14 protein-coding genes are annotated in these 13,598 nt (G+C 61.3%); 8 read left to right on the plus strand and 6 right to left on the minus strand.

Going from position 1 to position 13,598, the window contains the following annotated elements; translation table 11 throughout:
* On the plus strand, positions 1-280 hold a 280-nt coding region (locus JJE47_00710), incomplete at its 5' end, for a cyclic nucleotide-binding domain-containing protein (GenBank protein MBK5265931.1).
* A gap of 21 nt (positions 281-301) precedes the next feature.
* Here the strand turns inward: JJE47_00710 and JJE47_00715 are convergent.
* From JJE47_00715 to JJE47_00725, 3 genes are read right to left on the minus strand one after another with little or no spacing between them, the layout of a single operon-like run.
* Positions 302-721: a VOC family protein gene (locus JJE47_00715; protein MBK5265932.1), complete on the minus strand. Its 420-nt coding sequence runs from the start codon at positions 719-721 to the stop codon at positions 302-304.
* Positions 722-752: 31 nt separating this feature from the next.
* Complete coding sequence (locus JJE47_00720) at positions 753-1,817, minus strand: DUF389 domain-containing protein (protein MBK5265933.1); 1,065 nt, start codon at positions 1,815-1,817, stop codon at positions 753-755.
* Between the two features lie 46 nt (positions 1,818-1,863).
* On the minus strand, positions 1,864-3,204 hold the full coding sequence (locus tag JJE47_00725; protein ID MBK5265934.1) for a VTT domain-containing protein: 1,341 nt from the start codon (positions 3,202-3,204) through the stop codon (positions 1,864-1,866).
* Positions 3,205-3,444: 240 nt separating this feature from the next.
* Between JJE47_00725 and JJE47_00730 the strand changes: the two genes are divergently transcribed.
* Complete coding sequence (locus JJE47_00730) at positions 3,445-3,909, plus strand: hypothetical protein (GenBank protein ID MBK5265935.1); 465 nt, start codon at positions 3,445-3,447, stop codon at positions 3,907-3,909.
* 310 nt (positions 3,910-4,219) lie between these two features.
* Positions 4,220-4,438: a flippase-like domain-containing protein gene (locus JJE47_00735; GenBank protein MBK5265936.1), complete on the plus strand. Its 219-nt coding sequence runs from the start codon at positions 4,220-4,222 to the stop codon at positions 4,436-4,438.
* A 22-nt stretch (positions 4,439-4,460) separates the two neighbouring features.
* On the opposite strand, the gene JJE47_00740 is transcribed toward JJE47_00735, so the two are convergent.
* The 3 genes from JJE47_00740 to xylA are packed head-to-tail and all read right to left on the minus strand — an operon-like array spanning position 4,461 to position 7,975.
* On the minus strand, positions 4,461-5,444 hold the full coding sequence (locus JJE47_00740; protein ID MBK5265937.1) for a Gfo/Idh/MocA family oxidoreductase: 984 nt from the start codon (positions 5,442-5,444) through the stop codon (positions 4,461-4,463).
* Between the two features lie 13 nt (positions 5,445-5,457).
* Positions 5,458-6,642 (minus strand): Gfo/Idh/MocA family oxidoreductase, encoded by a 1,185-nt coding sequence (locus JJE47_00745; protein MBK5265938.1) that lies wholly within the window; start codon positions 6,640-6,642, stop codon positions 5,458-5,460.
* Between the two features lies 1 nt (position 6,643).
* On the minus strand, positions 6,644-7,975 hold the full coding sequence (gene xylA, locus JJE47_00750) for a xylose isomerase (GenBank protein MBK5265939.1): 1,332 nt from the start codon (positions 7,973-7,975) through the stop codon (positions 6,644-6,646).
* Between the two features lie 149 nt (positions 7,976-8,124).
* Between xylA and xylB the strand changes: the two genes are divergently transcribed.
* From xylB to JJE47_00775, 5 genes are all read left to right on the plus strand, one after another.
* Entirely contained in the window at positions 8,125-9,657 is a 1,533-nt protein-coding gene (gene xylB, locus JJE47_00755; protein ID MBK5265940.1) for a xylulokinase, read from the plus strand.
* A 141-nt stretch (positions 9,658-9,798) separates the two neighbouring features.
* Positions 9,799-10,128 carry a cupredoxin domain-containing protein gene (locus JJE47_00760; protein MBK5265941.1) on the plus strand — a complete coding sequence of 110 codons (330 nt, stop codon included), beginning with the start codon at positions 9,799-9,801 and terminating at the stop codon, positions 10,126-10,128.
* A gap of 272 nt (positions 10,129-10,400) precedes the next feature.
* Positions 10,401-10,970 carry a sigma-70 family RNA polymerase sigma factor gene (locus JJE47_00765; GenBank protein ID MBK5265942.1) on the plus strand — a complete coding sequence of 190 codons (570 nt, stop codon included), beginning with the start codon at positions 10,401-10,403 and terminating at the stop codon, positions 10,968-10,970.
* Positions 10,967-12,811, plus strand: a complete 1,845-nt coding sequence (locus tag JJE47_00770) for a hypothetical protein (protein ID MBK5265943.1) — start codon at positions 10,967-10,969, stop codon at positions 12,809-12,811. The genes JJE47_00765 and JJE47_00770 overlap by 4 nt, the downstream gene beginning before the upstream one ends.
* A 133-nt stretch (positions 12,812-12,944) precedes the next feature.
* Positions 12,945-13,394, plus strand: a complete 450-nt coding sequence (locus JJE47_00775; protein MBK5265944.1) for a hypothetical protein — start codon at positions 12,945-12,947, stop codon at positions 13,392-13,394.
* Positions 13,395-13,598: the final 204 nt, after the last annotated feature.

Raw genomic sequence — 13,598 nt, forward strand, 5'->3', positions numbered from 1 at the left:
AACGTTGGTCGACCAGGGTGATCCCGGAAGCGAACTGTTCCTATTGCTGGATGGGGTTCTCACCGTCGAAGTCGATGGAGAGGCCGTAGCCGAGGTGGGACCCGGATCGATTCTGGGAGAGCGGGCCCTTATCGAGGACAGCCAACGCACGTCTACCCTCCGAGCCGCCACACCGGCCAGGGTCGCCGTGGCGATTGCATCCGAGATTCAGCCAGAGGCGCACCAGGAACTTGCCACCCATCACCACCGCGAGGACGCCTCCCGACCTCAGGGGGCGTAAGGCGACTCGAAGTCCTCCCCGTCAAATTTCGTCCTTCAGGGGTGTCCATCCGACTTCTTGGACCAGCCAACCGTTCCCGTCCGGGTCTTCGAAACTGAAGAAGGTGGCGTAGTCGGTGTGGTCCGGGTCCGGGCCGGCGACTCGCCTCCCTTCTACGTAGTGGAACAGATCACTGACGTCGGTCCCCCGCCCGACCAACTCCGCTCTGGCAGCTCCGATGTTTCGAACGATCAGGTGAAGTCCCTGTAACGACCCCGACGCGTCTGCGTTGGGCATTACCGCGATAGCGCAAGCCGACCCGGGCGGAACCAGCTGGACCACTCTGAAGTCCTCGACTTCGTGGTCAACAAGCAGGTCAAACCCGAGCTTGTCGATATAGAACGCTTTTGAGCGGTCAACGTCAGCCGAGGGCACAACAATCAGTTCCAGCTTCCAATCCACCTGAGGCTCCTAATCGACAGTTTGAACGATCTTAGGACCCGTTCGGGCGAAGGATGGGTCGGCCCGGCGTCGGCGGTTCAGGGCCGGTGATGGTTACGGTGACTCCGGAACCCATGACCGACCGAACTGCCTGCTCCACAGATCCGGTGTCAATGGCTGATGGATCCGATAAGGTCACCGTCACGGTGTCACCGACGATATCAACGTCATCCACGACCGGTCCGCCACGGCCAACGACGGCCTTCACCGCTGTGTGGATATCGCCGACGACCGCAGCCGAATCGGCTATCTGTGCGTACTGATGTGAGAGCGGCACGGAGATACCCACCACTGCGACCAGGACCAACGAGACGCTGACGAGCACGCCGGGTTGCCGATTCTTGAGCCGGGGAGTTGGAGCGAAGCCGGTCACGAGCAGGACGAAACCGGCCGCCACCGTGATTCCGACCAGATTCGTGGCGAACAAGCTGAGCGCCCCCTGGGCGAGTACCCAGCGCCCCTCTTCGAGCATCAGGCCAGCCGCCGCCAGCGGTGGTACCAGCGCGACGGAAATGGCCACGCCAGGCAGTACCCCGGACAGTTCGTCCCTCGTGTACGCATAGGCGCCTGCTGCGCCGGCGAAGAGGGCAACTCCCATGTCGCGCAGATCGGGCGAGGTTCTGGCCAGAATCTGAGCATTCGGGGTGGCCACTGGCAGCAGCAGGCCAATGAGGTACCCAACGACGATAACTGCAAGGGCGCCGGCGCCGATGATGGTCAACAATCTGAGGGTTTCGCGAGTCCAGACCATCGCCAGTGCTGCGCCGAGAGCAACAATGGGCTGGCCCAGTGGTGCGATGATCATCGAGCCGATCACCGTCGCCGCACTGTTTTGTGACAAGCCGAGCGCCGCGATGCCGGCCGCCAGCAACAGCATCACAGAAAACGCCGACTGCCAGCGGGGCTGTCCGTCCAGGAAGACGGCACGAAGAGACGCCGATCTTGTCTCTGGGGTCACACGGTGGGCGATCAGCCATCCATCGTCGACGTCAGAGTCGACCGCCTCGTCGATGAATTCACCGAGGCTTGGGTTGTATGTCCACGGTCGTGTTTCCATCTCGGCGATCATAACGAGTCAAGTCAGAGCCGAATTTGGTCCCGTGTCACTCGGACGCAGCCGGCCCCGAGCTCGGCAAGGGATCCGACTGAGACGAACGATTTGGATCGAAGACGATACAAACCAGCAATGTCCAGGCGACGGCTACAGCCGCCGCCGCGATGACGTCACTCGGATATTCCACCAGGAGCACCACCCTCGCAGCCCCGGTAAGTGCAACGATGACCCCGGCCGCCCCGAACGAGCGAACCGTCCGGGTCCAGGTCGGCCGGGTCCATGGCCAGGCAGCCAGACAAACGAGGGTGGCAACCAGTGCGACGTGTTCGGACGGGAATCCGTAGTCGACCCGGGAAGCCAGAGAAGCAAAAGCAGGCGGAGTGCGCTGAACAAGCGAGTCGATGATCTCGACGACCGCCCACTGGCCGCCCACCGCTATCCCAATCACGGCGGCAATGGATCGCCGCCGTCGCATGAGAACGACAATCGCCAAACCTGCCAGAACCCCCATCACGGCAATCGAGGTGATCCAGTTGATGATTTTGGCGGCCTCCACCAACACCGGGATCTGATTGTCATTGAGATAACGCAGTGACAACAAATCAAAGAAGAAGAACTCTTCAGTCCCGACCACGTCCTGGAGCAGGCCCCCAAAGAGCCAGACAGCTGCCACGATGCCTGCCGCCGTCAAGACGAGCGTCAACGCGGGACGATTTGTACGACGAGCTCCTGACACCAGGTAGCTGAGGGGACGATGCCCGGCGATCCGAGCCAGGCGATTCCGGACGGCCTCATCGTGCCGCGCCGCCCACCGGGTGACCCAGACGATCCCGGCCACGACCGACCCGAGGGCCACAATCGCCAGGCCGCCCGTCCGCATCCACTTCTCGACGACCTGATAACTACCCCCCAGCCAGTACCCGACCAGGGTGAACGTGGTCCCCCACAGAATCCCACCGATGGCGTTACCAAGGAGAAAACGCCCATAGGGCATCCGTCCCATGCCGGCCGCAAACGGGACCACGGCTCGAAGCACCGAGGCGAACCGGGCAAGAACGAGCGCCCACCAACCGCGTCTGGCTATCAGCCTGGTTGCCCCGTCCAGACGGGAAGCCACCTTGGCCAACCGGGGACGGTTCTCGAGCGAGTCCCCCATCTGCTTTCCCAACCGATACCCGATGGAATCGCCAACGATGGCGCCCGAGACGGCGGCTCCGATCATGATTGGCAACGACGCACTGGCCGTCCCCGCAGCCACTCCGCCCAGGATCACGGCGAGCTCCCCCGGTATCACCAAACCGACAAAGGCGGCACTTTCGGCCGCTGCAAGTCCAAAAACAGCCAAAGGCGCAAACGGCCCCAGGCGAGCAAAAAGCCCCGTCAAATTCATGCGATTCCTTCGAGCGGGCTGCGGGTGACATCACGACGAGCGTCGGCATCCCGCCATGAGTCAGCCGGTTTCTCGACGAATCGTAGCCTCCACTGGCCAGCTCCGATATGAAGCCACCTCGCGGGGTGGGCTCACGCTGCTGGCCAGTCGCGCAACCGGGTCCTACCCGGGGACCGATTCGAACCGAATGTCTCAATGACAGATCAGGCAAGGGTTATCGCCGAGCTAAGGTCCTCGCAAATGACCGACCATCCTGGGTCCAACGAGTTCACCACCGCCGACCCAAACCTCGACAACTCGGATCGTCCATTCTCGCTCACGCGGACGATCAAGCCGATCCTGATGATCCTGGTGCTGGGGTTCGAGGTCCACATTCTCTTGCCCCAATTGGACCAATTACAACGGGGCCTCGAAGCGTTACGTTCGGGTCGATGGCCGTTTCTGCTCATCACTGTTGCTTGTAGCGGTCTGGTCTTTGTGGCCGGAGCCTTCACGGTCCGATCGTCGACTTCCTCTCCGCCCAACTGGCTGCCGGCCATAACCACGCAAGCTGCAGCCGGTTTCGCATCGGCGATCACGCCGGGCGGATTGGGGTGGATCGCCGTACCCGATCTTCGCTGCAAAAGGCGGGCACTGGCCACGACGAAGCGGCCGCAGCAACCGGACTCAACATGCTTATCACCGCCACATCCCACGTCGCCCTAATCATTGTCATGACTCCATTCCTGCCGACGTTGAATCTGCCGTCGATTCCAGCCCCATCGGGACGTGTCGCGGTCGACCTCACCGCTCTTGCCGCCGTGGCGATCGGCGTCTTCGTGTGGGTGGTGAGGAGCCGTCGACACCTCCTCGACCCGGTTCTCGCCATCCTCCGGCAGGTGCCGGGAGTACTGAGGGATCCACGCCGGTCAGGAGCAATGGCCCTCGGGGCGGTCGCCCAAAACGTTGCGTACACGTTGGCATTGCTCGCGGCACTGGCCGCCTTCGGAGTTTCGGTCCGCCGATTGGATTGCTTGTGGTCTACATGGTCTCGGCAACCGTGGCGTCGATCAGTCCCACCCCCGGCGGCCTCGGTGCCATGGAAGCCGCTCTCGTGGCGGGGATCACCCGGCTCGGCGTCCCCGCCGGAGAAGCCGTGGCAGCGGTCTTGTCGTTTCGCGTTGCAACCTTCTGGTTGCCATTGCCAGTCGGGGCCTGGCTGCTCCGCCTGGCCCGCCGCCGCGAATGGGCATGATGGCCGGACGTTAGGGACTCGCCTAACCGCTTTGAAGGATCGCCTCGATCACCAACATATTGGCAATGGCATCCTCGACGCCGACCGCCACCGGCGTATCGTCCAGCACCGACTGTGCAAACAGCTCGGCCTGAATGGTGTATTGGTCGGCAGGTGGGAACGTGACCAGGGCAACAGCCGGTTCGACCGGTGGATTTCCTCCCGATATCACCCTGATACGGGTCATCCGGTCGGGTGGGATGTTGAACGGTATCTCAATCTCGATTCGGCCGGCGGTTCCCACGATGTGGACTCCTTGGTCGTCCTCAGCCCTCGACGAACAAGTAAACGTCGCCTGGCCACCTCCCTCAAACTCAAGCAGTCCAGAAGTCACGATGTCGATACCCATGGCGGGGTCGCGTCGAACGACACTATCGATTCGGACGGGCTCGCCCTCGAACAACATCCGGGAGACGTTGATGTTGTAACAGCCAATGTCCATGAGGGCCCCGCCATGATTGGCGGTTGAGTTTCGAATATCCGACGGATCGTCGTTGAAGTAACTGAACCAGCTCTGGACGACCTGTAACTCGCCAATCGCGCCGGTTTTGACCAGCCGAACCGCTTCGACCCAACTCGGATGGTGTCGATACATGAAAGCTTCGACGAGTTTCACACCGGCGCGGTCACAAGCGGCGGCCATGGAGGCCGCTTGCGACGCCGAAACTGCGAGCGGCTTTTCACACAGGACGTGCTTGCCTGCTTCGGCCGCTTTGATGGTCCATTCGGCGTGTAGATCATTCGGGAGGGGGATGTAGACGGCATCGACGTTCGAGTCGGCAAGGAGCTCCTCATAGGATCCGTAGGCAGTCGGGATCCCGAGTTGGTCGGCCGCCACCCGGGCCTTTTCACTGTCGCGTGAGGCGATGGCGACCACCTCGCAGTTGGTCGCCTTCTGGATGGCAGGGGTGACTTTCGACATACCAATGTTGGCGGTACTGATGACACCCCACCGGACCTTGTTCATTGCGGTCGATCTCTCATCGTTCGACGCTACTCGTTGTCCACGCACCCCCGCGGTTGCTTGATGTAATGGCTGCTTCCACGAATCGCAACCCTGCGACCCCATCAGCCGCAGTCGGGAAATGCGTCGCCAGCGGATCGGGCTCGCGACCGCTTCGCCTGGCCGCGATCACCTCGGCTGCGTCTGAGTAAATATTGGCGAACCCTTCATGAAACCCTTCCGGGTGACCGGCCACAATCCGGCTGGCTCGGGCCGACAGCGGCAGGGTGCCCGGGCCATTCGGCGTACGAATCTCCACCGGCCGGTCAATCGGCCGAAAGACCAGAACAGTCGGTTGCTCCTGCATCCATTCCAGTGTTCCTTTTGTCCCGGAGACCCGGATCCGAAGACAATTCTCCACTCCGGCGGCCGCCTGGGTAACCCAGAAATTACCGCGGGCGCCATTGTCAAAGCGCAAGAGCACCCCGGCATAATCGTGCACAAGTCGATTCGGCACAATCGTCCCGACCTCGGCTGCCAGTTCGCTGACTTCGAGCCCGGTTATGAACCGAACGAGATTGTGGGCATGCGTCCCGATGTCACCCAACACCAGGGATGGGCCGCCTCGGGCCGGGTCGTATCGCCACGGTAATCCGGCGCCAGGCTCAGGGTCGTTCTCATCGGCCCTGCCGCCCTGTACGTACTCGACCTGCACCAGCCGGATAACGCCCAGCTGTCCTTCATCAACCATGGCTTTGGCCTGACGCACCATCGGATATCCCGTGTAGTTGTGCGTGAGACACAACACCAGACCCATCGATTCAACCAGTTCAAGTACTTCCAAGGCCTCGGCCAGGGTATTGGCGACCGGCTTATCGACAATCACGTCGAATCCGGCACTGAGGGCCGCCAGCGCGTATGGGTGATGGGTGTCGTTAGGTGTCATGATCGCCACGACATCAGCCCCATCGCTACGCACCGCTTCCGCCGCGATCAAAGTCTCAGCATTGTCGTAGGAGCGGTCGGATTCCACCCCAAGCGCACCGGCCGCCTTCTTCGATCGTCCCGAGTCCGACGACAACACCGCCGCGACCAGCTCATACCGATCGTCGAGTCGAGCAGCCGATCGGTGCATGGCTCCGATGAAGCTCCCCGGACCTCCTCCGATCACTGCCAATCGAAGTCGTCGGCCAAGCATCTCAATAACCGGATTCCCGTCCATTTCAGCGGGCCTGGTCGATATACCGGGCGACCAGGTTCTCCAAGGCCTCCTGGCCACCGCAACGTCTGGTCGGTTCGCCTGTGCGAAGGCTCCGTTCGTGCAACGCTCCGAGCGATTCTTGGCCGCTCATGATCCGGATACCAAGGTCGGATTCCCACCCTGCATATCGCTTGGACCGAACATCTTCGAGGGCGCTGTCTTCCAACATCGCGGCGGCCACGACCAGGGCATGAGCCATGGTGTCCATCCCGCCAATGTGGGCATGAAAGAGGTCCGTGCGATCGATTGATTGGCGACGCAGCTTGGCGTCAAAATTCAGACCACCGGTCGTGAACCCACCCCCTCTGAGAATCTCATACATTCCAAGGGTCATCTGCTCGACCGAAACCGGGAAACGATCCACATCCCATCCCAGTCGATCGTCGCCGGCATTGGCGTCGATACTCCCGAAGATCCCGCCCGCGAACGCTGTCGCAACCTCATGGGCGAAGTCGTGACCCGAGAGCGTGGCGTGGTTCACTTCGATATTGACCTTGATCTCATCCTCCAGGTGGTATTTCTGCAGGAAGGCGTGAACTGCGGCCGTATCAAAGTCATATTGGTGTTTGGTCGGCTCGTACGGTTTCGGCTCCAGGAGGATTGCTCCCTCGAAACCGATTTTGTGCTTATGCTCAACCACCAACGTGAGGAACCGACCCAACTGGTCAAGCTCACGCTTCAAATCGGTGTTCAGGAGCGTTTCGTACCCCTCCCGGCCACCCCATAGGACATAGTTGGCGCCGCCAAGCCGGTGCGTTGCTTCCAGGCAGTGAGCAACTTGGGCTGCGGCGTATGCGAAAACCTCGGGGTCGGGATTGGTGGCCGCCCCGGCCTGATAGCGCGGATGTGTGAACAGGTTGGCCGTCCCCCACAGCAGTTTGGTTCCGGTTCGGGCCATGTGGGCCTCGGCTTCGTCGACCATCATGTCGAATGACGTAGCTGACTCTTTGAAGCTGGCCCCTTCCGGAGCAATGTCGCGGTCGTGGAAACAGAAGAACGGAACCCCGAGTTTTTCAAAGAACTCAAAAGCAGCTGACATTTTCGCCTTGGCCGCATCGAGCGGATCGGAAGCTTGGCCTAGCCAGGGCCGGTCCAGAGTTCCGGATCCAAAAATGTCGAACCCATCCCAGTTGAAACTGTGCCAGTAGGCCACCGCAAAACGAAGATGCTCGGCCATCGTTCGACCCGCCACCACACGCCCTGCGTCGTACCATCGGAAGGCAAGAGGGTCGGTACTGTCAACGCCGGCAAACCGGATCGGTTCGGTGATTTCAGCGAAAAAGGGTTCAGACATTGAGGTCATTCGGTCCACATAGGTGACCCCATAGGATAACCCCACGACCGCTCCGGCGCCCCACGACCAACCACGAACCTGCCAGCAGACGCGCGAGTGCGGACGAATTGAGGATGGACGAATGAACCGCAAGCAATGAGTATCTACTCATGAGCTATGTACTTGGTATCGACGTGTCGACGACGGCGACCAAGGCCGTGCTGGTCGATGAAGACGGAGGGGTCGCCGCGACCGCTGTTGGCGAATACGAGTTGCAAATGCCTCAGCCGCTATGGAGCGAGCAAGAACCCGAGGTGTGGTGGGAGGCCGCTCGAACCGCCATCCAAGGGGCGATGAGCATCGCGGGAGCGACCAGTGAGGACGTAATTGCAGTCGGGCTCACCGGACAAATGCATGGGCTGGTACTGCTCGACTCCAACCACAAGGTGCTCCGACCGGCCATCCTCTGGAACGACCAGCGAACCAGCGCCGAATGCGATGAGATCCGCCATCGAATCGGTCGAGAACGTCTCATCGCCATTACCGGTAACGATGCAGTTGCCGGATTAACGGCTCCCAAGATTCAGTGGGTGCGCAACAACGAACCCGACCTCTACGGCCGGATCGCTCAGATGCTGCTCCCCAAGGACTACGTCCGTTTCCGGCTAACGGAACTCTATGCCACGGACAAGGCCGGGGCGGGTGGCACCCTCCTCATGGACTTGACTCGCCGGGACTGGTCCCCAGAGATTCTCGACGCGTTGGAAATCGACCCGGCTCTCCTACCTCCCACGCACGAAGGCCCAGTCGCCACCGGAGTCATTACGGCGGCCGCCGCGGTAGCCACCGGACTGGCAGCCGGCACGCCAGTGGTTGCCGGGGCGGGCGATCAGGCGGCCAACGCGGTCGGCACCGGTGCCGTAGGCCAAGGGGTATTCGCCCTATCGCTCGGGACCTCAGGAGTCGTGTTCGTATCAACCGAACAACCCCGGTACGACCCGGAAGGTCGGCTCCATGCCTTCCCTCATGCCATTCCCGACCGATGGCACCTGATGGGGGTCATGCTGTCGGCGGCCGGGAGCTTCCGTTGGTTTCGAGATACATTTGCCCCGGGCCGAGAGTACGACGAGCTCACCGGGGCCGCCGCTTCGATTGGTCCTGGAGCAGAGGGTTTGACCTTCCTCCCCTACCTGACTGGCGAGCGGACCCCCCATCCGGATCCACTGGCCCGAGGGGCATTTGTGGGGCTCTCACTTCGCCACAACCTGGATCATCTGACCCGGGCGGTATTGGAGGGGGTCGCATTCGGACTCAAAGATATTCTCGACCTCATGACCGCCTCGGGGGCGCAGCACCCTGACCAGATCCGCGCCTCGGGCGGCGGGATCCGCAGCAGTTTGTGGCGCCAGATCCTCGCCGATGTTCTCGGCGCGGAGATCGCCACGGTCACCACTCCGGAAGGCGCCGCCTTTGGCGCAGCCATGTTGGCAGCCGTATCGGCCGGGTGGCACGCCGACGTAGATGCAGTCGCCACGGCGTGGGTCACCATCGGTGACGTGACAGCGCCCGGGTCAGACGTCGACCGCTACCACGAGCTACATGGTCGATACCAACGGCTCTACCCGGCTCTACAACCGTGGTTCATGGAAGTCGGACTCGAACTCGATTCGGTCGGGCGTAGCGGTAGTGACCAAGACAACTGAGCCACCAAGATCGCTACTCCCGACCGTGGTCGAATCTCCCTGAAAGTTGCAGCAGTGCGGAGCGAAGCTTCCTAGCATCAGCTCAGCACGTTTCTTGGAGGAAGACACCTCATGCCCACCTATCGAAGACTCACAATGCTCATGCTTCTCGTCCTGGTGATATCCAGCTGTTCTTCGGGAAGCGGCGAGCCAACCGATTCAAACACCAGCAGCAACCCGGGAGCGGCGAGCGTCGCGATCGACAACTTCGCCTTCATGCCTGCCACGCTCGAGATTACTTCCGGCTCAACCGTGACCTGGACAAATGCTCAGGGGTCGCTCCATACGGTCACCGCCGACGACGGACAGTTCGCCTCTGACAACATCACAACCGATGGGACATTCTCGTTCACCTTCGAGACGCCAGGCACGTTTCCATACCATTGTGCAATCCATCCCAACATGACGGCATCGATCACGGTCAAGGGCTAAGCGGCGACTCACGAGTGCTGGAACCCAGGGTTCAACCCAGGGTTCGTACGCCCGAAAACGGGTTCTCCAGCCCTCGGAACGGTACCGCGGCACGAGTGCTGGAACCCAGGGTTCGTACACCCGAAAATGGGTGCTCCAGCCCTCGGAACGGTACCGCGGCATGAGTGCTGGAACCCAGGGTTCGTACACCCGAAAATGGGCGCTCCAGCCCCACGAAGACGCATGTAAGCATTCGGCCTCTGGCGGACACGTAGCATTGCAAGAAGGTGGACGTGGCGACAGGCCCAGTGGTGGACAACTCAACCGATCCACAGGATCGTTTCGACAACCTTTTTGAGGCCAACTACGTCGCTATCTTCCGATACTGCGTTCGGCGATTGGGGTCCGCAGATGCGGAGGATGCTGCCGCCGACGTCTTTGCGGTTGCCTGGCGTCGGTTCCACGAAATTCCTGCCGGCGAGGCTGGGCGGGCGTGGCTATTTGCGGTTGCTTACCGGGTCATAGGAAATAAGTACCGCACTAGACGCCGTCAGAGAAGTTTGTCCGATCGCCTGAAATCTGACACGGCGGGATTGGCTTCTCACCCATTGTTCGAATCCGCTCCAAACCAGCAAGTTCGGTGCCTCTACCGCGCCCTATCTGGCCTCGGAATGGCAGACCAAGAACTCCTGCGACTCTGGTCATGGGACGGACTTACGAGATCTGAAATCGCCCACGTGCTCGGGATCAACGAGAACGCCGTCGACCAGCGACTCCACCGGGCGCGAACCCGGCTCCGGACACGCTTCGATCGGCTGAGCGATTCATCAGCCCAACAGGAAGCCGAGGAGGCCTCGACATGACGGACCTTATGGATTTGAGCGATCCTGCTGCAGGATTGACCACCGACAGGTCACGGCTCCGGGCGATGGTCGACGATCGGATTGGCGGATCGGCACGACCCACGCCTGCTTCGCCACACGCCAGACGTCCCTGGCGGCTGGCTCTGGCCGGATTCGCCGTGATAGTCATCGCCGTTGCCATTCCAGCATTCCTCCTCGACGACCCAGGTGACCTAATACTGAGCGGAAACGGATTTCTCGAGCTTCCAGGCGTCGAACGCACAGTGCCGTTGGCTTCCGGGGGGGTGCAGACCGGTGCTGTCGATGGCGACACCATCTGGATTGTCACCGCCTTGCAGAACAAGCTCCAGAAGATTTCAGCCCGTTCCGGTGAAGTCCTGGCGATCTACGAGATCGGCGCTCATGTCGAGGGGGTCCAGTCGGCTGCCGGCCACCTCTGGCTGATGAGCTATGACAACGGTGGCGAAGTACTCCGGTTCGATCCGACCAGCGGTTCGGTTGACATGGCCATTCCGCTCGGAGGGCTGCCGGCGGGGGATGCCTGGTTCGACGGCAGCCTTTGGGTGAGTACCGACCGATCCGAGCTCCTTCAGATCTCCGCCGACGGCGTGACTCTTTCAACCCAACCCGGCCAGGTCAAAGGCACCGGCTTCGGTTTCCTGTGGGTGAACGATCCAACCACCAATCTCATCTCGAGTTTGTCGACCGATGGAGTAGTCGGGGAAGTAGTCATTCCAACAGATGGCGTCGTCACACCAACCGGGGCGGACATCCGCGAGGTGACCGAAGCAGCCGGGTATCTGTGGCTGACGCTAGCTGGTTCCAGGCCGACCGCCGTTGTCCGTTTCGAGCTGGAAACCTCGTCACTGCAACCCCTCCCCGTTGCCACCGAACCATGGGGTGCGACCGAATATGGTGGCTACCTCTGGATGACCTCACGGTTCGACAACCTGCTTGTCCGGGTGGATCCAACGAGCGGCGATGTCCTGCGGTACCCGTTGCCAGGAAAACCTGGAGGCATTCTGATCGCCGATGGGGCTCTATGGGTAGCTCTGTATCAACCGGGTTCCCTCCTCCGCCTGGACATCACGGCCGATCTCATCGAAACGGTCGAGCCCATTACATACGGTGGCACCAATGGCCACCACCTCGTCTGCACCGGCGGAGATCCAACCACGACAGCAAGTCCTACGGTCATCCTGGAGCCGGAGGCCTGGATGAACTACGGATCGTGGTCCCTCGTTCAAGCGCTCATTTCGGAGGATGGGTACCGGGTGTGCGCAGATGGCTACCTCGACGGCGATCCTGGTCCCGAACAGCGCTCCGCCGACCTAGCAAGAGACCTCGCCGGCCAGGGCATCGCTGGTCCCTACCTTCTGGTCGCCTCTGGAGACGGTGTACACACCGTCCGCTTATTTGCGAGCGGGCGATCCGACATCGTCGGCGTCGTTCTGGTCGACCCGACCCCACTTGGGTTCCAAACCTTCTATGACTCGCGGTTATCGGAGATCGGCGTCGAAGGGGGCCACGCACCATGGCTCGACCTACCAATCGATGTGTCCAAGTCTCTAAAAGGCTTCGGCACCGTACCTCTAGTCGTGATCGGCCAGGACCCCGACGCAACGTACCTCTCGGACCGGTTCACGGCATTCGCCGGCACCGAAATCGCCAGCTCGATCAACGAGTATTGGCAAGAAGGTCTGGCCTTCTATAGGACCCTATCTAGCGATTCGCGATCGATGACGGCCCTGGGAACCGGTTCTACCGGGATCATTTTGTCCCACCCGGAAATCGTCGTGAGGCAGGTGCTCAGTGTGTTGGATCGAGCCACCGCCAAATAGCCGTCGCCGCGCTCACGACGGCCGGAGCTCTCAGCGAGATCTCAGGTTCTCTCAGGCTCCTCACAGGTACCAAAAGGCATGATGCTCTCATACCGGTTGACACTGACCGGACCCTAGACCAGGAGAATCTTTGATGAAAACTGTTCCAAAGACCAGAAAACGCATCTACTCACTCGCCGCCGCCATCGGCCTGGCAGTGGCTTCGATGGCTGCTGTTGCTTCGGCCAGCACCCCTGCTCCGGCGACTCCCGCCACCGTATCGGTGACGAAGGCTCCCGCGGTGACGGACTCGACCGAAACCACGGCCGAGGTCGAGACCCCGGGCGACGAAGCTGACGGCATCGATCACCAATTCGACGGAGAAGAGATTGGTAACAATGGCGACGGCGTAGCCGACGTAAACGAAGCCAACGAGGTGGAGTCGATCAAAACCGAGTCTGATTCGACTGAAACCGAGTCAGTTTCCGACGAAGCCATCGACGGTGTCAACCACGAATTCGAAGGCGAAGAAACGGGCAACAACGGTGACGGCGTAGCCGACGCAGACGATGCCAACGAAGCTGCTGAGACGACCAACGGCTAACCCCCGACCTCCCAGCAATAGATAGAGAGCCGGACCCGATGGGTCCGGCTCTCGGTTAATTCCTACGAACCACCCGCCATGAACGCTGGAACCCAGGGTTCAACCCGGGGTTCGTACACCCGAAAGCGGGCGCTGGAGCCCCGAGAACGATGCCGGCTGAACGCTGGAACCCAGGGTTCAACCCGGGGTTCGTACACCCGAAAG

Source organism: Acidimicrobiia bacterium (genome assembly GCA_016650365.1).
GTDB lineage: Bacteria > Actinomycetota > Acidimicrobiia > Spongiisociales > JAENVV01 > JAENVV01.

Coding starts and splice junctions, on each gene's coding strand:
- JJE47_00720 (MBK5265933.1), bottom strand. CDS start 1,817: ATGGAAACACGACCGTGGACATACAACCCAAGCCTCGGTGAATTCATC.
- JJE47_00725 (MBK5265934.1), bottom strand. CDS start 3,204: ATGAATTTGACGGGGCTTTTTGCTCGCCTGGGGCCGTTTGCGCCTTTG.
- JJE47_00730 (MBK5265935.1), top strand. CDS start 3,445: ATGACCGACCATCCTGGGTCCAACGAGTTCACCACCGCCGACCCAAAC.
- JJE47_00740 (MBK5265937.1), bottom strand. CDS start 5,444: ATGAACAAGGTCCGGTGGGGTGTCATCAGTACCGCCAACATTGGTATG.
- JJE47_00745 (MBK5265938.1), bottom strand. CDS start 6,642: ATGGACGGGAATCCGGTTATTGAGATGCTTGGCCGACGACTTCGATTG.
- xylA (MBK5265939.1), bottom strand. CDS start 7,975: ATGTCTGAACCCTTTTTCGCTGAAATCACCGAACCGATCCGGTTTGCC.
- xylB (MBK5265940.1), top strand. CDS start 8,125: ATGAGCTATGTACTTGGTATCGACGTGTCGACGACGGCGACCAAGGCC.
- JJE47_00760 (MBK5265941.1), top strand. CDS start 9,799: ATGCTTCTCGTCCTGGTGATATCCAGCTGTTCTTCGGGAAGCGGCGAG.
- JJE47_00770 (MBK5265943.1), top strand. CDS start 10,967: ATGACGGACCTTATGGATTTGAGCGATCCTGCTGCAGGATTGACCACC.
- JJE47_00775 (MBK5265944.1), top strand. CDS start 12,945: ATGAAAACTGTTCCAAAGACCAGAAAACGCATCTACTCACTCGCCGCC.